The sequence below is a fragment of the Mycobacterium sp. genome (genome assembly GCF_035570115.1).
GTDB lineage: Bacteria > Actinomycetota > Actinomycetes > Mycobacteriales > Mycobacteriaceae > Mycobacterium.
This window is the reverse complement of the sequence record NZ_DATMLH010000247.1, coordinates 1-17,202: the sequence shown is the minus strand read 5'-3', so window position 1 is coordinate 17,202 and position 17,202 is coordinate 1. Positions and strand designations below refer to the sequence as shown.

General features: G+C 63.9%; 15 protein-coding genes. 8 read left to right on the top strand and 7 right to left on the bottom strand.

From position 1 onward, the window contains the following. Positions 1-113: 113 nt before the first annotated feature. From VNW74_RS22945 to VNW74_RS22920, 6 genes are read left to right on the top strand one after another with little or no spacing between them, the layout of a single operon-like run. Complete coding sequence (locus tag VNW74_RS22945; RefSeq protein ID WP_325681067.1) at positions 114-1,961, top strand: NAD(P)/FAD-dependent oxidoreductase; 1,848 nt, start codon at positions 114-116, stop codon at positions 1,959-1,961. Next, entirely contained in the window at positions 1,954-3,057 is a 1,104-nt protein-coding gene (locus VNW74_RS22940) for an alpha/beta hydrolase fold domain-containing protein (RefSeq protein WP_325681066.1), read from the top strand. Before VNW74_RS22945 ends, VNW74_RS22940 begins: the two co-directional genes overlap by 8 nt. Positions 3,058-3,104: 47 nt before the next feature. After that, positions 3,105-4,898 (top strand): FAD-dependent monooxygenase, encoded by a 1,794-nt coding sequence (locus tag VNW74_RS22935; RefSeq protein WP_325681065.1) that lies wholly within the window; start codon positions 3,105-3,107, stop codon positions 4,896-4,898. 8 nt (positions 4,899-4,906) lie between these two features. Beyond that, entirely contained in the window at positions 4,907-5,776 is an 870-nt protein-coding gene (locus VNW74_RS22930) for a fumarylacetoacetate hydrolase family protein (RefSeq protein ID WP_325681063.1), read from the top strand. A 1-nt stretch (position 5,777) separates the two neighbouring features. Then, positions 5,778-6,707: a VOC family protein gene (locus VNW74_RS22925; RefSeq protein ID WP_325681061.1), complete on the top strand. Its 930-nt coding sequence runs from the start codon at positions 5,778-5,780 to the stop codon at positions 6,705-6,707. 12 nt (positions 6,708-6,719) lie between these two features. Then, entirely contained in the window at positions 6,720-7,280 is a 561-nt protein-coding gene (locus VNW74_RS22920) for a hypothetical protein (protein ID WP_325681059.1), read from the top strand. 90 nt (positions 7,281-7,370) lie between these two features. Here VNW74_RS22920 and VNW74_RS22915 read toward each other — a convergent pair whose 3' ends face one another. Continuing rightward, complete coding sequence (locus tag VNW74_RS22915) at positions 7,371-8,309, bottom strand: helix-turn-helix transcriptional regulator (RefSeq protein ID WP_325681057.1); 939 nt, start codon at positions 8,307-8,309, stop codon at positions 7,371-7,373. Between the two features lie 358 nt (positions 8,310-8,667). Between VNW74_RS22915 and VNW74_RS22910 the strand changes: the two genes are divergently transcribed. Further along, entirely contained in the window at positions 8,668-9,213 is a 546-nt protein-coding gene (locus VNW74_RS22910) for a DUF3455 domain-containing protein (protein ID WP_325681055.1), read from the top strand. A 53-nt stretch (positions 9,214-9,266) separates the two neighbouring features. Here the strand turns inward: VNW74_RS22910 and VNW74_RS22905 are convergent, their stop codons facing one another. From VNW74_RS22905 to VNW74_RS22880, 6 genes are all read right to left on the bottom strand, one after another. Next, entirely contained in the window at positions 9,267-10,196 is a 930-nt protein-coding gene (locus tag VNW74_RS22905) for an alpha/beta hydrolase (RefSeq protein ID WP_325681140.1), read from the bottom strand. Between the two features lie 90 nt (positions 10,197-10,286). After that, on the bottom strand, positions 10,287-11,450 hold the full coding sequence (locus VNW74_RS22900; RefSeq protein WP_325681053.1) for an alpha/beta fold hydrolase: 1,164 nt from the start codon (positions 11,448-11,450) through the stop codon (positions 10,287-10,289). Then, entirely contained in the window at positions 11,447-11,752 is a 306-nt protein-coding gene (locus VNW74_RS22895) for a hypothetical protein (protein ID WP_325681051.1), read from the bottom strand. The genes VNW74_RS22900 and VNW74_RS22895 overlap by 4 nt, the downstream gene beginning before the upstream one ends. Before the next feature lie 286 nt (positions 11,753-12,038). Continuing rightward, positions 12,039-12,389, bottom strand: coding sequence for a DoxX family protein (locus tag VNW74_RS22890; RefSeq protein WP_325681049.1), 351 nt, complete (start codon positions 12,387-12,389; stop codon positions 12,039-12,041). Positions 12,390-12,811: 422 nt separating this feature from the next. Then, on the bottom strand, positions 12,812-13,588 hold the full coding sequence (locus VNW74_RS22885) for an SDR family NAD(P)-dependent oxidoreductase (protein WP_325681047.1): 777 nt from the start codon (positions 13,586-13,588) through the stop codon (positions 12,812-12,814). A gap of 443 nt (positions 13,589-14,031) precedes the next feature. Beyond that, positions 14,032-14,976: an SDR family NAD(P)-dependent oxidoreductase gene (locus VNW74_RS22880; protein ID WP_325681045.1), complete on the bottom strand. Its 945-nt coding sequence runs from the start codon at positions 14,974-14,976 to the stop codon at positions 14,032-14,034. Between the two features lie 471 nt (positions 14,977-15,447). Here VNW74_RS22880 and VNW74_RS22875 point away from each other — a divergent pair, with 471 nt between their 5' ends. Beyond that, positions 15,448-16,830 carry an MFS transporter gene (locus VNW74_RS22875; RefSeq protein WP_325681043.1) on the top strand — a complete coding sequence of 461 codons (1,383 nt, stop codon included), beginning with the start codon at positions 15,448-15,450 and terminating at the stop codon, positions 16,828-16,830. Positions 16,831-17,202: the final 372 nt, after the last annotated feature.

Here is a 17,202-nt window from a genome sequence, read left to right as displayed (position 1 = left end):
GGACTACTCGTTGCGCGAACTGGCTGTCCCGCCTGACCTTTAGCCCCTTATGTTGAGTTCTATCGAACATTCACCCACGGGGTGAGCCACGTTCCACTCAGTCAGGATGACACTTGTCCAGCATTGTCGATAGCTCAGCAAGCGCGGTCGAGGACGACCGCAATCGTCAGCTCGCCGCGCGGTACGAACTGGAGCGGAGCAAAAGGCTCAATGCCCAAGGCAACGCCCAATACATCGCTATCGAAGGCCAGTTTGAAGATTTCGCCCGCGACCCCAACGCCACCGACACCATCACCCGCAGCGCATCGGTCGAGTTGGTCGACGTGCTCATCGTCGGCGGCGGCATTGCGGGACTCCTGACATCGGTGCAACTGCGACGTGCCGGGATCGGCAGTTTCCGGCTCATCGAAAAAGGCGCAGATTTCGGTGGCACCTGGTACTGGAACCGCTATCCGGGAATCGCGTGCGATTGCGAATCCTTGATCTACCTGCCGCTGTTGGAGGAGTTCGACTACACGCCGTCGGTCAAGTACGCGCCGGGCGCCGAGATCGCCGAGCACCTGCGGCGCATCGCCGAGAAGTACCGCCTGTACGAAAACGCCTACCTGCAAACGCAGGTCAGCGATGTCCGCTGGTCGGATCACGACTCGCGATGGGTGGTGTCCACTGACCGCGGTGACCAGATCCGGGCGAAGTTCGTGGTGCTGGGCAGTGGACCGCTGCACCGGCCCAAGCTGCCTGGGATCCCGGGGATTCGCGATTTCAAGGGCAAACAGTTCCACAGCAGCAGATGGGACTACGACTACACCGGCGGCGGCCCCAGCGGTGGGCTTGACCGGCTGCGCGGCAAACGCGTCGCCGTGGTCGGAACCGGCTCCAGCGGGATTCAGATCGTGCCGGTGGTGGCCCGAGACGCCGCTCACCTCTACGTCGTTCAGCGCACCCCGTCAATCATCGACAGCCGCGACAACGGCCCCATCGAACCGGGCTGGGCGGCGCGCCAGGACCCGGGGTGGCAGCGCCAACGGATGGAGAACTTCGACGCCATCCTCGCCGGCATGCCCCAGGACGTCGATCTGATCGGCGACCAATGGACCACGATCTGGGGCGGGGGCGCCCAGGCCCGTACCGCCGGTTCGCCCGAAGCCGCCGCGGCGCTGTTGGAAACGATGGATTTCGCTCAGATGGAGCGCATCCGAGCACGCGTGGATGAAGTGGTCGAGGACCCCGCGACCGCGGCGGCGCTCAAGCCCTACTACGGCCGGTTTTGCAAACGACCCGGATTTAACGACGATTACCTGCCGACGTTCAACCGCCCCAACGTCACCCTTATCAACACCGAAGGCAGGGGTCTTGACCGGATCACCGAGAGCGCAATTGTGTTCGACGGATGCGAATACGACGTCGATTGCATCATCTACGCCACCGGCTTCGAATTCGCCGTGGCCGCAACCCGATCGGGCGGATTCGAAGTCCACTCGCCCACCGGCCAGACGCTGTCGGAGCATCGCGCCGAGGCTGTGCGTTCGCTGCACGGAATCTACGCCAACGGGTTTCCGAACCTGTTCATCATCGGCGGGCTGCACCAGGCGGCTGTTTCGATCAACCAGCCGCTGGTCTTCGGCGACCAGGCCGCACATGTCGCGCACGTGATCGACCACGCGCTGCGCCGCGGCGCGACCACCGTGGAAGTGCGACCTGAGGCGCAAAAGCGTTGGGGTGACGTGATCACCGAGATGTCCACGTTCAATCCCGAAGCCAGCCGCAACTGCACCCCCGGGGCGTACAACAATGAAAACGCCGATACCAACCAACAACCCAGCGTGTTCGCGACTGCCTATGGTGGCGGCCCCATCGAGTACGGAGGCGTGCTGGAGGCCTGGCGGTCCGACGGGATGACACGCGACCTGGAATTCGGATTCGCCGCCCCCACCGACCCCAGCCGCGGCCGCGATGTCTGAATCACCGACCGACACGATGGCCGCGCACGCCAGCGACGATGCTGCGGCGACGCGACAGCTGGCGCCGGGCGATCTGCGCGACGATCCACGGGCTGATCCACGCATGGTTGCCGCGTTGGCCGCATTCGGTCTCGACCGCCAATCACCACCACTACCCGTCGCGGCGGATTCGCCACGCGAGGCGCTATTGGATTACGCGGCCCAAACCGAGGCGGGCTTCGGCGCACTGTTCGACGCGCTGCTGGCGGGCCTGGCCCCCGTTGCAGGGGTCTCGCAGGAGACCGCCATCATCGCCGGCCCCGACGGCAACGACATTGCGTTGCGCATCCATCGACCCACCGTCCAGCCCGGCAACCGAACGCTGCCGTGTGTGCTGCATTTTCACGGCGGTGGTGGGGTCATCCTCAGCGCCACGGACCCGTGTTATGAACGCTGGCGCGACGAACTGGCCGCCCAGGGGGCCGTGGTTATCGGGGTGGAGTTTCGCAACGCCGCAGGCAAACTCGGCAATCACCCTTACCCGGCCGGCCTCAATGACTGCGCAGCGGCCACCAGGTGGGCGCTGGAGCACCGCGCCGACCTGAGCGTTGACGCCGTCGTGGTGTCAGGGGAGTCCGGCGGTGGGAACCTGGCGCTGGCGGTGGCTTTGACGGCCAACCGCCATCAATGGAGCCGCCGACCCGCCGGCGTGTACGCGATCGCCCCGATGATCGCCAGCCCCTGGGCCAAACCCGCCGACCTGCCGTCGCAAACCGAAAACGACGGCTATCTGATCTCCTGCGGGCTGTTGTCGGTGATGGGCGCACTCTACGACCCACTGGCGGCCCACGGCGACGAGGCGCTGTGCTGGCCTCAGCGCGCCGGCGACGCCGACCTTGCCGGGCTGCCTGCACACGTGATCTCGGTCAACGAACTAGATCCACTGCGCGATGAGGGGCTGAGCTACCAGCGCCGCCTACTGCGCAATGGTGTCAGCGCTGTCGGGCGCGTGGTGGCCGGCACCGTGCACGCCGGTGACGTGTTCTTTGCTGCTGCCATGCCCGATGTGTACGCCGCCACGATCCGCGACGTCCGCGGGTTCGCCGGTCAGCTCTAACTACTGCAGCGGGCGGTCCGCTGCACGACCGCTTTAAGGAGAACATGGTGACCAACGACATCACCGTCCCGGTGCTCATCGTCGGAGGTGGCGGAGCGGGACTCGCGGCGTCAATGCTGTTGTCGCAGCTAGGCGTTGAAACACTGCTGGTGTCGCGCTACGCCGAGACGTCGCGGCTGCCCAAGGCTCACGTGCTCAACCAACGCAGCATGGAGATTTTCACCGACATCGGAGTGGCGCCCAACATCCTGGCCCGCAGCTCGCCCGTGGAGAACATCCGCACGGTCGCCTGGTACTCGGGTCTGGCCGGTGACGGCCCGCCCGAGCGCCACGGACGCCGGTTGGCCTCTGCCGAAGGATGGGGCGGCGGCTATACCGACCCCGACTACATCGCCGCGAGCCCGTGTCCGTCGGCGAACCTGCCCTTGATACGGCTAGAACCCATCCTCAAGGAATTCGCCGAATCCCGCCCCGAGGGAATCGTTCGGTTCTTTCATGAGCTGATCGACCTCGAGCAGGACAGTGATGGTGTCACCGCCACGATCCTGGACCGCTCCACCAACGAGCAGTACCGGGTGCGGTGTTCTTATCTGCTCGGCGCCGACGGCGGGCGCACCATCGGGGACCTCGTCGGGATCCCGATGGAGGGAATCACCAACCTGCGCCACGTCGTGAACGCCCACATTTCGGCCGACCTGTCGGGTTACTTCAGCGACGACGACGCGATGATCCGCTGGGTTTACAACCCCGATGTACCCGAACACCTCGATTACGGCTGTGTGCTCATCGGCGTGGGTCCCGACCATTGGGGATCGCGGTCCGAAGAGTGGCTGACCGTGCTGCCCTACCCCTATGAACATCCCGACGCCTCTGACCCGGCCAAGGTGATCAAACGCGTCGGCGAGTCGCTGGGAATACCCGATTTCGCCCCGACCGTGCACAACGTCAACAAATGGGTAATGGAAGGTGTGCTAGCGGAACGCTTCTCAGCGGGACGAGTGTTTCTGCTCGGCGACGCCGCGCACCGCCACCCGCCCACCGGAGGACTGGGCCTCAACAGCGCCTTCCACGACGCGTACAACCTGTGCTGGAAGCTGGCCGCCGTGTTGCAGGGACGCGCGGGCGCCGCGCTGCTGGATACCTACGAGGCCGAACGCCGGCCCGTTGATTTCGTCAACATCCTGACGGCGGTCTCCGCAGCGATGAACCACGACACGGTGGTCAACGCGCTGGGATTGTCGCCGGCCAAATCTGTCGAGGAGAACTGGGAAGCGCTGCGTCCGTTGTGGGACGACCTGCCCGATGCCCCGCGCCGCCGACATAAGCTCAGCCAGGCCGTGGCATCCCATAGTTACGAATTCCGTCAGCACGGCGTCGATTTCGGATATACGTACCGTTCGGCGGCCATCGTTGACGACTCGTCCCCCGAGCCGGCCCGAATTGACCCGGTTCGGATCTACCAACCAAGCACTCGACCGGGAAGTTCGCTGCCGCACGCTTGGGTTGAACGCGAAGGCCGGCGCCTGGCCCTGGGATCGCTGGTGCATGGCGGCCATTTCGTGCTGATCACAGGTGAAGACGGTCTGGATTGGGTGGAAGCCGCATCGAAGATCGCCGCTGAGCGCAATATTCCGCTGCGGACCACGCGAGTGGGGTTCGTCGATGTGGACCATGTTGACGTTCGTTGCGCGTGGCTCAAACATCGCGGGGTGAGCTCGGCCGGCGTGGTGCTGGTCCGCCCCGACAGGTTCATCGCGTTTCGCTCCCCAGAGGCGGTCAGCGATCCCGCGGCGGCCCTCAACGCCGTGTTCGATCAGATTCTTGCCACGAACGAAAGGTGAAGTGAAATATGCGCATTGGAAATCTCGACGGCCGATTGACCCTATTCCGCGATGGCGGCGCCGTCGACGTCGAGCAGGCCAGCGGCGGAGTGTTTTCCCACGACCCGCAAGCGGTGTACCGGCGCTGGGACGAATTCAGCCAGTGGGCGGCCCAGCAGCCGGGCGTACCGCAGCCATACTCAGCCGACAAGCTGGGGCCGCCGGCGCCGCGGCCTGAACAAGTCTTCGGCATCGGGGCGAACTACCGCGGCCACGCCGCCGAGGGCGGTCTGGAGGTGCCGGAATGGCCCATGGTGTTCACCAAGTATGTCTCGTCGTTCGCCGCACCCGCCGGCGTGGTCGAACTTCCCACTGACACCGTGGATTGGGAGGTCGAGCTGGTAGTCGTGGTGGCCCGCACTGCGTTTCACGTCCGCCCCGAACGGGGCTGGGACTATGTCGCGGGGCTGACGCTGGGCCAAGACCTCTCCGAACGCACGACCCAACTGCTGGGACAGTTGCCGCAGATGAGTATGGGCAAGTCGTTCCCCGGATTCAGCCCCACCGGCCCCTACCTGGTCACCCCGGACGAATTCGACGACCCCGGTGACCTGCAGATCAGCTGCCTTCTCAACGACGACGTCATGCAGAAGGCGTCCACCGCCGACTTGGTCCATTCGGTTCCCAAGCTGATCTGCGAGTTGTCCTCGGTGCTTCCGTTGAGCCCCGGCGACGTCATCTTCACCGGAACGCCCGAGGGTGTGGGCACCACCCGCAAACCCCCACGCTACATACAGCCCGGCGACGTGCTGGTCAGCCGGCTGGAGGGCGTGGGGGAGATGCGCCACACGTTCGTGGCCGCCAACCTACCGACCCCCTCATCACGAAAGGACGCGTGACGTGTCACTACACCGGCTCACCCACCTCAAGATCGGCGTGCCGAACCTCGACGACGCCGCGACGTTTTACACCGACTTCGGGTTGACCGCGGTACAAGGTGCCGACACGGCCCACGAACGGCGGTTCAGCACTGTGGACGGCGGGGAACAGCTGACCCTCGTGCACTCACCGATTCGCCGGCTCGTCGAAATCGGGGTGGCCGCCCAGGACCACGACGATCTGCACAGCATCCAGTCGCGACTGGCCGGCCTGGAAGTTGATGCGCGCGTGGACGGCTCGGAACTGGCCACCGTTGAGCCCGCGACCGGCATCGGGATCAAGATTGCGGTGGCCGAGCCGCTGCAGCAGAAGTGTCAGATCGCCGAACAGAACTACCCCGCAGACATCCGCCGCCCCGACGTGCGGGCACCGGCGCTGTACCGCGAGGCAAAAGTGCGCCCTCGCAAGCTGGGGCACGTGGTGTTCGGGTCCACCGACTACCAGACGTCCAAACGATTCTTCATGGAAGGCTTAGGGTTTCGGATCAGCGACGAAGTCCAAGACATCGGCGCGTTCATGCGATGCTCGCCTGATCACCACAACGTTTTGGTGCAGGCCGCGCCCGTACCACATCTGCACCACACATCCTGGGAAGTCGACGACATCGACGAGATCGGTCGTGGCGCACAAGACCTGCTCGCTGAGCATCCCGAGCGGCACGTCTGGGGGATCGGGCGCCACTGGATCGGGTCTAACTTCTTCTGGTACTTCCGTGATCCAGCGGGCAACATGACCGAGTACTACTCCGACATGGACGAAATCATCGACGATCAGATCTGGGAACCAGGTGTCTGGGGGTTGGACAAATCACCCAACCATTGGGGTCCGCCGATGCCGCCGTCAATGATCAAGCCAGATGACCTGGCTGAGCTGATGGCCGGACTGCACTGAATCGAAACAACGATGGCCAAGATTAGCTATCCCGATCCAGCCGAGATTCCCGAGCCGCTGGCGGGCATACTCGCCGCGATGCCCAGTGTTGCCGCCATCGATATGCTGGCCCACTCACCGGTGCTCACCGAGCACTTTCTGCGGCTCGCCCAGGCCCAGTTCACCGCTTTGGAACTGCCCGAGCGTGCCCGAGAATTGCTCATCCTCAGCGTGGCCGCCAAGGGTAGATGCGATTTCGAATACCAGCAGCACATCCCGATCTCAGTGGCCGCCGGCGTTGAGCCCGCTTTGCGACGCGCCATCTGGGATGGCACGCTCGATACGGCCGGATTGGCTGAGGCCGAACGGGTATTGATCGAGTTTGTGACCGATGTGTTGAACCGACCCCGGGTAAGCGCGCGGCGTCTTGCCGCCGTACAGCGCTTCTACCCACCACGCCAGATCGTGGAGATCCTTCAGCTAATCGGCTTCTACTGGGGCTTCGGCCGGTTCTGCACGGTGCTGGACATCGAAGTCCAGACATCGACCGCTCTTGACGCGTTTGAGGCGGTAGCCAACCTCGATCCGGCATAGGCGTTTTGGGCGAGGCTTGTATAGCTGTGTTGACGCATCGTTAAATCGCTGTCCTGCAGCGTGATTAGTCCTGGATCCGAGTTGAGGATGTCAGCGCTGGGTGCGTAGCGTTTCGGAGGGTTTGCGGCCGAACCGGCGGGCGTAGTCAGCGGCGAACCGACCGTAGTGGCCGAAGCCCCATTTGCGTGCGACGGTGCTTGCGGTGGTCCGCTCGGGGTCTGCGCCCAGGAGTTCGTCGTGGGCCCGCGCCATGCGCACCTGACGCAGGTAGGCCATCGGAGGTGTGCCCACGTAGCGGTGAAACCCCTTGTCGAGTGCGCGGACACTCAAACCCACCGAAGCCGCGATGTCGGTGACCGTCTCGATCTCGGTGGGCTGACTCTCGATCAGCTCCAGCGCGTTGCGGATCGGTTTGGAGCCCGGCACGGCCCGGGGGCGGGTGAGTGCCTCGGTGTAGTTATGTGTCTGGCTGACCAGAAGACCCGTCATGATCAAGCGACCCAGCTGTCTGGACATCGCGGGCACCGTAGTCAGCCCGGTGGGATCTTTCAGCTCGCTGTGCAGCAGCGTCAGCGCTCGCGAGAACGGCGATGAGCGGGACGCGCTGAATTGCAGGTCGAAGCGCAACGGCTTGGTGACAGGCGCCCCCAACATCCCGGCAAGTTCGGATTCAACCGCGGACTGCTCGAAAAGCAGTGTCTCCATGCGGCATTCGTCGGTGAGATATTCCACCATCACCGGGTTGCCCGGTGAAACCACGACCGCCGATCCGTCGGCGACACGCGCACTGCCGCAGGCGCTCGTAATCAAAATCTGTCCCCCGACCGGGAGGCACACCGCAATGAGCGGATAGCAGGACGAGCGCACCGTCGACGTCGAAATCTCCAAGCTACCGAGGCTGAGGTTGGGCAGCTTGCAGGTGGCTACTTCCATGCGCAGGTTCTTGACCCGGGGATCAGGCCGGATGGTGACCGTGCTGTAAGCCTGGCTCAGCGCGTCGGTGGCGGCGTCGACATCGCCGGCCGACAATCGCTGAACCGTAGGCCAGCTTGGCTGAGGTGGCCGCGCGGTCGACGCGGGCCAGGGTTCCCCGGTCGGTGCGGGCGGTCCTCCAGCAGCTGGCGGATCCGCGGGCAACGGGCGCTGACCTGTGGGCACGGTCACATGTTAACTATTTGATAGTCATCTACCAAATAACAGTGCATCGCCCTCGGCGGTGACCGAATATGCAGTACTGAGCTGGTCCACTGGTGCCGACCATCTCGGTGCGGGACCACCCCGTCCGCGTACTGATTGGGTCACACCAGTGACCTGCAGTTTGTCGAAGTACGTATTCTTGACGAAGGATTCAAGCGGGCGTCACGCGATGCAGAGGAAGAACCGATTTATGAAACGTATCGCGCGGTCGGTGGCATTCGGTGCGATCGCGATCGGGGCGGGTCTGGCGGCGTGCTCGTCCCCCCACCAGGGTGTGCCGACCTCCGGCAAAACCGCAGCGCCACAGCAGGTTCACATCCCCGACGCGGTCAAGGTGCCCTCCGGCAACAAACTTGCCAGTTCGTTCGAGGGCCAGGGGGAGCAGATCTACCAGTGCACCAACAACTTGTGGGCGTTGTTACAGCCCGCGGCGATCATCAGCGACAAGGGCAACCCCGTTGCCCTGCATTCCAAGGGCCCAGTGTGGATTTCGACGGTCGACGGTAGTGAAGTCAGCGCGACACCGGTACCCAACGCCATCGTGAACCACGACGACGCGATAGCAGAGCTGCTGTTGAAGGCCACCGAGAATCACGGTGCCGGGCAGTTCGGCTCGGTCACCTACATTCAGCGCCTCGCTACCAAGGGCGGGCTGGCGCCGAAGGGACCATGTGCATACGGAACTCGGGTGAGTATCCCGTATTCGGCGTTCTACCTCTTCTATACCGCTGGTTGAACCACGGGCGCGCTCACTACCAAACAGGACACGAAGTTTGCGACCCTACCGCCTCATTGAGTGAGCGCGTCGATGAGGGAGTCACCGGCCTCATGGGCAACGAGGTGGCCCACGCCGCTGAGTTCGACATATCTGGCGGTCGGGATCAGTTCGGCGAGTCGTCGGCCGTTGTCCACGGTGATCAAAGGATCCTGGGCGCCGTGGATGATCGTCGTCGGTGCGCTGATGCGGCGCAGCCGCTGCGGCCCATGCCAGGACATGATCGCCCTCACCTGGTTGACAAGGCCGCCTCGCGGTGTGATTCGCCGCATGATCTGGTCACCGAGTTCTTCGAGAACCTGCGGGTGCGCGGCAGCGAAACCATCGCCGGCCGTCTGAGCCCAGGTCGTGACGAAGTATTCCCGCAGCGAGTGACCCCGGGGTGGTCGGCCCCATGCCAGGCGCAACGCATCACTGCTCATCGGGGTGTGCGCCGGGGTGGGTGGCCGTGTTGCGACGAGGACGAGCTTTTCCACAATGTCGCTGTGGCGAATTGCGAGTTCCTGCGCGATCATCCCGCCCATCGAAATGCCAAGCACCGCGGCCGGCCCGATAGCGCTGTCGTCGAGCACATCGCGGGCATCGTCGGCCAAGTCTTCGATCGTGAAGGGCCAAGGCGCTGAACGTGACCATCCCGTCCCGCGGTTGTCGATCCGGATGACGTCGTAGCTTTCCTCCAGGCGACTCAACCATTGGCTCGGCCACGCCAGGCCGCTGGCCGTCCACCCGTTGAGTAGTAGCAGTGGGGGACCGTTGCCGCTTTTGCGCCAGTGGACCACCGGTCGTGCCTTGGTGGCCTTTTCACTCTCGAAAAATCGCGCGTTCACCCTGCGCCGGCCCGGCGTCGTGACGGTCGCCGCGTGACTGATTACCGCCGAGCCGATCTCGCCGGCGGTCGCCAACGCGCGCCGCACCGCAGCCTCGTTGCGGATCCCGACTTTCATTGCCACGGCGACGGACTCGCTGGCAGTGCATGGTCCTAGCGCCCTCGCCAGGTGAGTTGCGATTACTTCAGCGTGCGATGGAATCACCGTTTACCCCTTTGGGCGAACACCGTTCGCCCCGACGCGAGGCCGCGTGGACTCGGGGCTATTCGACTGGGGGACAGACGGTCCACCGATCTGGTCTTGGGTCAGAACTGCATCGAGCCAGTCGAGGATCGTAGGCATGGTCTTACGCCGCATCGCGCTTCCGACGAGCAAGCCGATATGGCCTGCGTTGAGTTCGCGCTCCGCGGCGTTGTTTGACCCGACCAGCCCGGTCAGCGGCTTGACCGAATCCGGCGGCGCGACGTGATCTTTGCTGCCGTAGATGTTCAGGAACGGTGCAGTGATGCTGGACAATTCGCGGATGCGCCCGCCGAATGCCACCTTGCCGGTGGTCAGGCTGTTCTCGCGACTGAGCTTGCGGATCATTTCGACGAAGGTGGTGCCCGGGAACGGAATGTGCCCGCGGGCCCATGCCATCAGCGCCCAAATCGCCTGTGTTGCCTCGCGATCATGTAAGCGATCCAACAGGGTCACGTAGGTGACGAGATCTCCCAACGGGCGGATCATCTGGAACGCTGCAAGCATCGCCGCCGGAGGCACGTTACCGGTTTCATCGAGAACGTCTTCGGGTTCGATCCGGCCCTGCCGTGTCAACCAGGACAACGGTCCCACCTCGTCCCAGTTGGTGGGGGCCGCCAGGGTTATCAATGCCGGCGGCTGCTGCTCGGCGGACGCGGCCCACAGCACGGCGATCAGACCACCGAAGCAGTGTCCGATGACGATCGGCACTGTTGCGCAGCGTCGCGTCGCAACGCCGACGGCGGCCATCATGTACTCATCGACGTAAGTCGACATGGTGTTATGTGCATCGCGCGCGTCGGGTACGCCCCAGTCCAGGCACAACACGTCATACCCCGCATCGAGGAGATGTTCGACGAAGCTGTCGCCATGGCGCAGATCCCAGATATGGCTGCGGTTAATCAGGCTGGGGACCAATAAGATCGCGGGGCGGCCTGTGTCCGCCCCGGCGGTGTAATGCATCAGGCTGGCCCGCCCTCGTGACCAGATCACGGTGCGTGGTGTGCAGCCGACACCAGGTCGGTCCAGTCCGGCAGCCAACCGCAGTCCGTTGACGATCCGTCTGATCTGCCGGTCGGCAGCTACCGCGAGGGCATCCGCCAATCCAGTGAGTGATGCCGTCCCGATCATGAGCGCCGTGTGCGCTCGGGGCGGGCTGCCCATTTCGACTGCTGGGCGTCAACGAGCCGGTCGATGCTGTACTGCAGCTGGGCAATCTGGCGAGAGGTGGGAAGGCCCAGGGCGTCTGCGATTGCATAGCGTGCGGCGTCAACTGACCGGTGTGCAAGTCGGCCAAGGGAATTGGCGACCGTCATGGCATCAAGAACTGCGTCGCTGCGTACGGCCTGCTCTAGGCGGGGAGACAACCGCCGTTCGGCCGTGAAGAACGCTGTTTTCCAGTCGGTGGCCCAGTCGGGAAGATTCAGTTCCATGGCACCTGTGTCGTCAAGATCATGGTGTTCAGTGTCTTTCTGCGCCGCGCGTCAGGATCATCTGCCAGATAAGGCTGGGCTGCGTATCCGAGGTTGGTTGGTTGACCGGCGTTGGTGACGGCGCGGCTGGCTCCTGTCATCCAGGCGATGACTGCGCCAACCGCGCCGCGACCGACGTTAATGCGGCCGGGTGCGTCCAGACGAGCCGCCTGAGGCTGACGGTGATCCACAAATGGCCGCAGTAGGAGAGGCGTCGTGGGGCCGCCGCGACGAGCACGTCATCGGCCTAGATCGACAAGATTCGCACCACGGCCGCGGCCACGGTCGCCGCGAAGATGACCACCGCCGGCAGCGAACCCTTGGCGTCGCCGGCCGAGATGTGACTGACGATCGCACCGATCATCAACAGTGCGAGTCCCCCGGCAGCCGCCGCACCGAGCACAGGCACGACCAGACCGATCAACAGCCCGGCCACCGCCGCGATCTCCAAGAAACCTACGAGGCGATACAGCTGAGGGTTGATCTGCAGCTGGTCGCGCATCCGCAACGACGTCTTGGTACCAAGGATTTTCGGGATTCCCGCGCCGAGGAATACCGCGGCCAGAACGATGGTCAGGACAACTGTTGCGACGAACATCGATGATCCTTTCGGTGTAGGTGACATCTGACTGAACGATCGAAAGCCCAATCCCGGCGTCATTCAATCGCGTTGTGCTGCAACAGGTACTGGGCGAAACCTCGTTGGCATGCGACGGTGCTTGCCTTGGTTGATGGTCCATCATCGATCTCCGCAGAACGTGCTGGTCGCCCGAAGGTAAACGCGGCGTAGAGCCGCACGCCACCACCCCCGACACAGTCGGCCAGCACTGGATGCTGACCGGCCAGAACTGTCTCGCAGAGCCAGTCGGCCCGCGTCTACCGTGGCCTCACTACCGGGTTTGTGAGCTGCATCGTCAGGGGCACCCCGGCGCCTGACACCGACGAAGGCGCGGGGATGCAGGAAATCGGGTTATGGACAAGAGCCGCCTGTTTGAGCGGCGCGCCCGATGCGGACCGCAGTCAGAACGCGTATTCGCGAGTGCCTCCGTCGACCTGGATGACGGCCCCCGTGACAAATGAGGCAAGCGGTGAAGCCAGGAACGTGATGACCGCCGCGAGCTCTTCCGGTCGGCCGGCTCGTCCTAAGGGGATCAGGTCGGCGATGAGGGCATCACGAGCGTCGCCTGGCGGAAACGACAGGTCCGTTTGCTCTGACTCGGTGAAGCCCGGCCCCACGGAGTTGACGGTGACGCCGTATTTGGCGACGGCCGTGGACATCGACTTTGACCATACGTGCAAAGAGGCCTTTGCCGCGCTGGCGGCGTTGATCGTGTACGGCTCACTCTTTCCCACGTACGGCTCGCTACTTCCGGTGATGTTCACCACGCGCCCGAATCCTCGCCGCTTCATCCCATCGAGGAACTCGACGGCCAATCGTCGTGGTGCATCAAGATTGATCGCTGCCGCCTCGGACCACTCTTCATCCGACGCATTTAAGGCGAGGTATCTTGCGCCTCCAGCGTTATTGATCAGGATGTCCAGGACGCCGATCGACTGCTCAACTTGTTCACGGACTCGCTCTGCGGCGCCGGCTGACGTCAGGTCCTCTGCGATGAGTGCTGGACGGTCGTGCCCCGCCTTCTCGAAGTCTTCGGCAACCGATTCCAGGTCGGACTTCGATCGTGCCACGACTGCGACCCGACAACCTTCGCCGGCCAGCATCATCGCGGTGGCTTTTCCGATTCCCTTGGTGCCGCCCGTTACAAGGCAGGTTCGGTCCGTCAGCTGTAGGTCCATGTGGTGAATGCTCCGTTCCAATTCAGCGTGTTGTCCCGAATCGGGCTAAGCACATGCGTCCTGGTTTCTCGGCCCTCAATCCGGCCATGCGATCGAACTGCCAGTAGCTATCGATCGGTCCAGACGATCATGTCAGCTGCCTCCAATATCGTCAACAGTAATGTTGATAAAGTTCGCGTGTGTCCGCGCGCCTGAGTCGTACCGGCCCGCTGGCAGCCGGGTGTGACCTCGGCGTTTGATGAGTCACATGGTGTGACGCGTGTCGAGCGACCGCAGCGGATGACTACCCATCTGTTGATTCAGACACCCACGAGGTAAACCAATGGAGTCGAGCCACCGCCTGCGCTTGCCCAGCCCGGCGGCTGTTGTGTTCAACCCGCATTTGCGCCGCGCTATTCGTTCGTTCGGAACCGAGATTGATTCCAGCTCAGCGGAGTTCGACGCTATTGGGTGAGCTGGCTGGAGATCTGCCAGAGCCGTTCGGCGTTGTCTTGATCGAGGGCATACGGTGCGACACCGCCGGTATGGTTGGCGCGCTCGCTGACTGTCACAGCCTCGGCGCAGTCTTCGTAGTAGCGGCCGGTGACACCCTCGACGTCGGGACTGGCCGCTAACAGCACCGAAGTTGCCGCGCCTTGCTGGACCGTCTTTACCGGCGGCAGTGCAAGGTCGGTCGTCTCACCGAAGGCGGCCAAGTCCTCGGGGCGCATGTGCCGGGCGAGCGCCGTCGCCGCCACGTTGCCTGGCATCAGCGAGTTGACCGCAATCCCATCGCCGGCCCAGCGATGCGCGGCGCCGACCGCGAACAGGATGTTGGCGCACTTCGACTGGCCATAGGACGTCCACTGGTCGTATGGGCGGAACCGATAGTGCAGATCGTCAAAAACCACCGGCGAGAACAGGTGCCCGATCGAGGCCACCGACACCACCCGGGCGTTCCCGGCTGCGGCCAGCGACCCGTGCAGGCCCATGGCAAGGGCGAAGTGGCCGAGATGGTTAGTGGCAAACTGCATTTCGTACCCCGATGTGGTCCGCGTCAACTGGGGTAGGGCCATCACGCCAGCATTGTTGACCAGGATGTGCAACGGACCCGTCCAGGCGCGCACGAAGGCTGCCACCGAGACAGGGTCGGCCAAGTCGAGCGCCGCCACGTTCACCGTTCCACCGTCCTCAGGCAGGGCTCCGGCGATCTGGTCGGCTATTTTGTTGCCGGCTTCGATATTGCGCACCGCCAAGGTCACGTGGGCGCCAGTCGACGCCAGCGCGCGAGCGGTCTCGGTACCGATACCTGAACTGGCGCCGGTAACGACCGCGTGCCGCCCGTGTAGATCTACCTGCGCGACGATCTCGGCCGCTGTGGTTTCGGGTCCGTACTTGGGGGCTGCCATGGTCACTCCAAGGTCGTGGACCGGGTCGACCGGTCATGAGGGGCAGGGATCCATGTCGACGTTCCGGAGGGCTCGATGTCGTCAACACAGACGTTAAGAAGATAGCAAAGCGAAAGGCTGCCGCGGTTCGCACGGCTGGCGGGCGTAGCACTGGCAGAGACGCTACGTCGAAATCCCAAGGCGTAGCGGTTTCTTCTAACCTTCTTCCCAATAAGCGAGTTGAGATCACGCACGGCTACCGCTGGGACTGCCGGGGCGGCGATCCGCCAGTACCCGAGATAGCATCTGTTTTCAAACTATCAGTTGAACTAGGCGGGCGGCCCCCAGCAGTAATCACCGCGGCTCCTGTCGTGGCGCCTGGGACAGCGAACGCAAGGGGGGCGAACCCGAAGTGATGCCATACGCTGCGGTGGCCCGGTGAACACGCAACGGACCAGGCCGGCGTCCGCCGTAAAACGGGGGATCGAGCGCTTGCGTGGGCGACTGGACTCTGACGATGGGTTCAACCGCAAGCTGATCGCACCACTGGTCGCTGGAGCGGTATTGAACCCGATCAATTCCACGGTCGTGGCGGTTGCGCTGGTTCCGATCGGGGTTGCGTTCGGCGAACCACCCTCGGCGACGGCGTGGCTGGTCTCGGCGCTGTATCTGGCGACCGCGGTCGGTCAGCCCCTTGTCGGCCGGCTCATCGATGAGTACGGGCCGCGGCGATTGTTTCTTCCGGCCACGGCGCTAGTGGGGGTTGCGGGAGTGATCGGTGCCGCGGCTCCGAATTTGGCGGTGCTGATCGTGGCCCGCGTGGTACTTGGCTTCGGCACCTGCGCGGGCTATCCCGCGGCGATGCGGTTGATTCGTGCCGAGGCCGAACGCACCGGCAAGGACAGCCCGACCAGCGTGCTCACCATCCTGGCGATTTCCACGCAGACCATCGCAGTGGTCGGACCGCTTCTTGGAGGGCTGTTGATCGGTCTCGGTGGATGGCGCACCACGCTGGCGATCAACATCCCCTTGTCGGCAGTGGCATGCGTGCTCGGTTGGCGACGCTTCCCCAAAGACGAACCCAGTCAAGGTGCCCGCGACACGGGTGCCCGCAAGCTCGATCTGGACATCATAGGCGTGGTTTTCTTCGCAGGCGCGCTCGTCGCACTGCTGCTGTTCTTGATGAACCCGCACCGCGGCTCGTGGTATCTGCTTGCGATAACCGGTGTCGCTGCCGCGGGTTTCGCGGCCCGTGAACTGCACCACGACGACCCGTTCATCGACCTGCGGGTGTTGGGTGGCAACATCCCGCTGCTGGTTACCTACTGCCGGGCACTGCTGGCCTTTGCCGTGACCTACAGCTTCGTGTACGGCTTCCCGCAATGGCTCGAGGACGCACGCGGTCTAACCGCCAGGGATGCGGGCTTGGTTACGCTGCCGATGTTCGCCACTGCCATCGCCGTATCGGCAGCCACCGGGCGACGGGAAGCACTGCGCGGCAAATTGATTGCCGGAGCACTTGGGCAGATCGGAGCTTCCCTGATTCTCCTCACATTGCATCCCGCCAGCCCTGTATGGATGCTCACCGTGGTCGTATTGATCGTCGGCATCCCGCTGGGACTGAACGGCATTGCCCTGCAGAATGCGGTGTATCGACAGGCCAACCCCGAAAACCTGGGTGCCTGCGCGGGCCTGCTGCGCACCTTCAGCTACCTCGGCGCAATCACCTCCGCCGCCGCGCAGGGCTGCTTCTACAGCCACAGGGCCAACACCAGCAGCATGCACCACCTCGCGCTGTTCCTCGTCATTGTCAGCGCCGGATTTCTCCTCATCACTGTGCTCGACCGGTCGCTGACCCGAAAAGACATCGCCTGACCATCAACCGGAAACCATTGGGGCTAGCTCGTGCGGGCCGCAAATGAGCGTCGGACGGTCGCCCACGGCATCGCGTCAGGACCAGTTGTCAAGCCCTACCGGCGATTAGACGAGTCCGAGCCGGTCGGGTCGTCGTTTGTCTTGGGTGAGAGCGCGTCGTAGGTCTTCGTCCCAACGGGGACGACGTCGGCGTGCTGTGGAGGAGTGCAGCTGTGTTGCAGATGCTGGGTGGCGTAGTGGTTGGGGGGAGCGGGGGGAGCAACAGAATCTGTCAACATTGCTGTTGACAGATTCTGTTGCGCTGCCTTACAGTCAGTGATCTACGCCATAGCTCGCGCGTTGGGTGGCGTGCACCGTAGCGGGCCGGCGAGT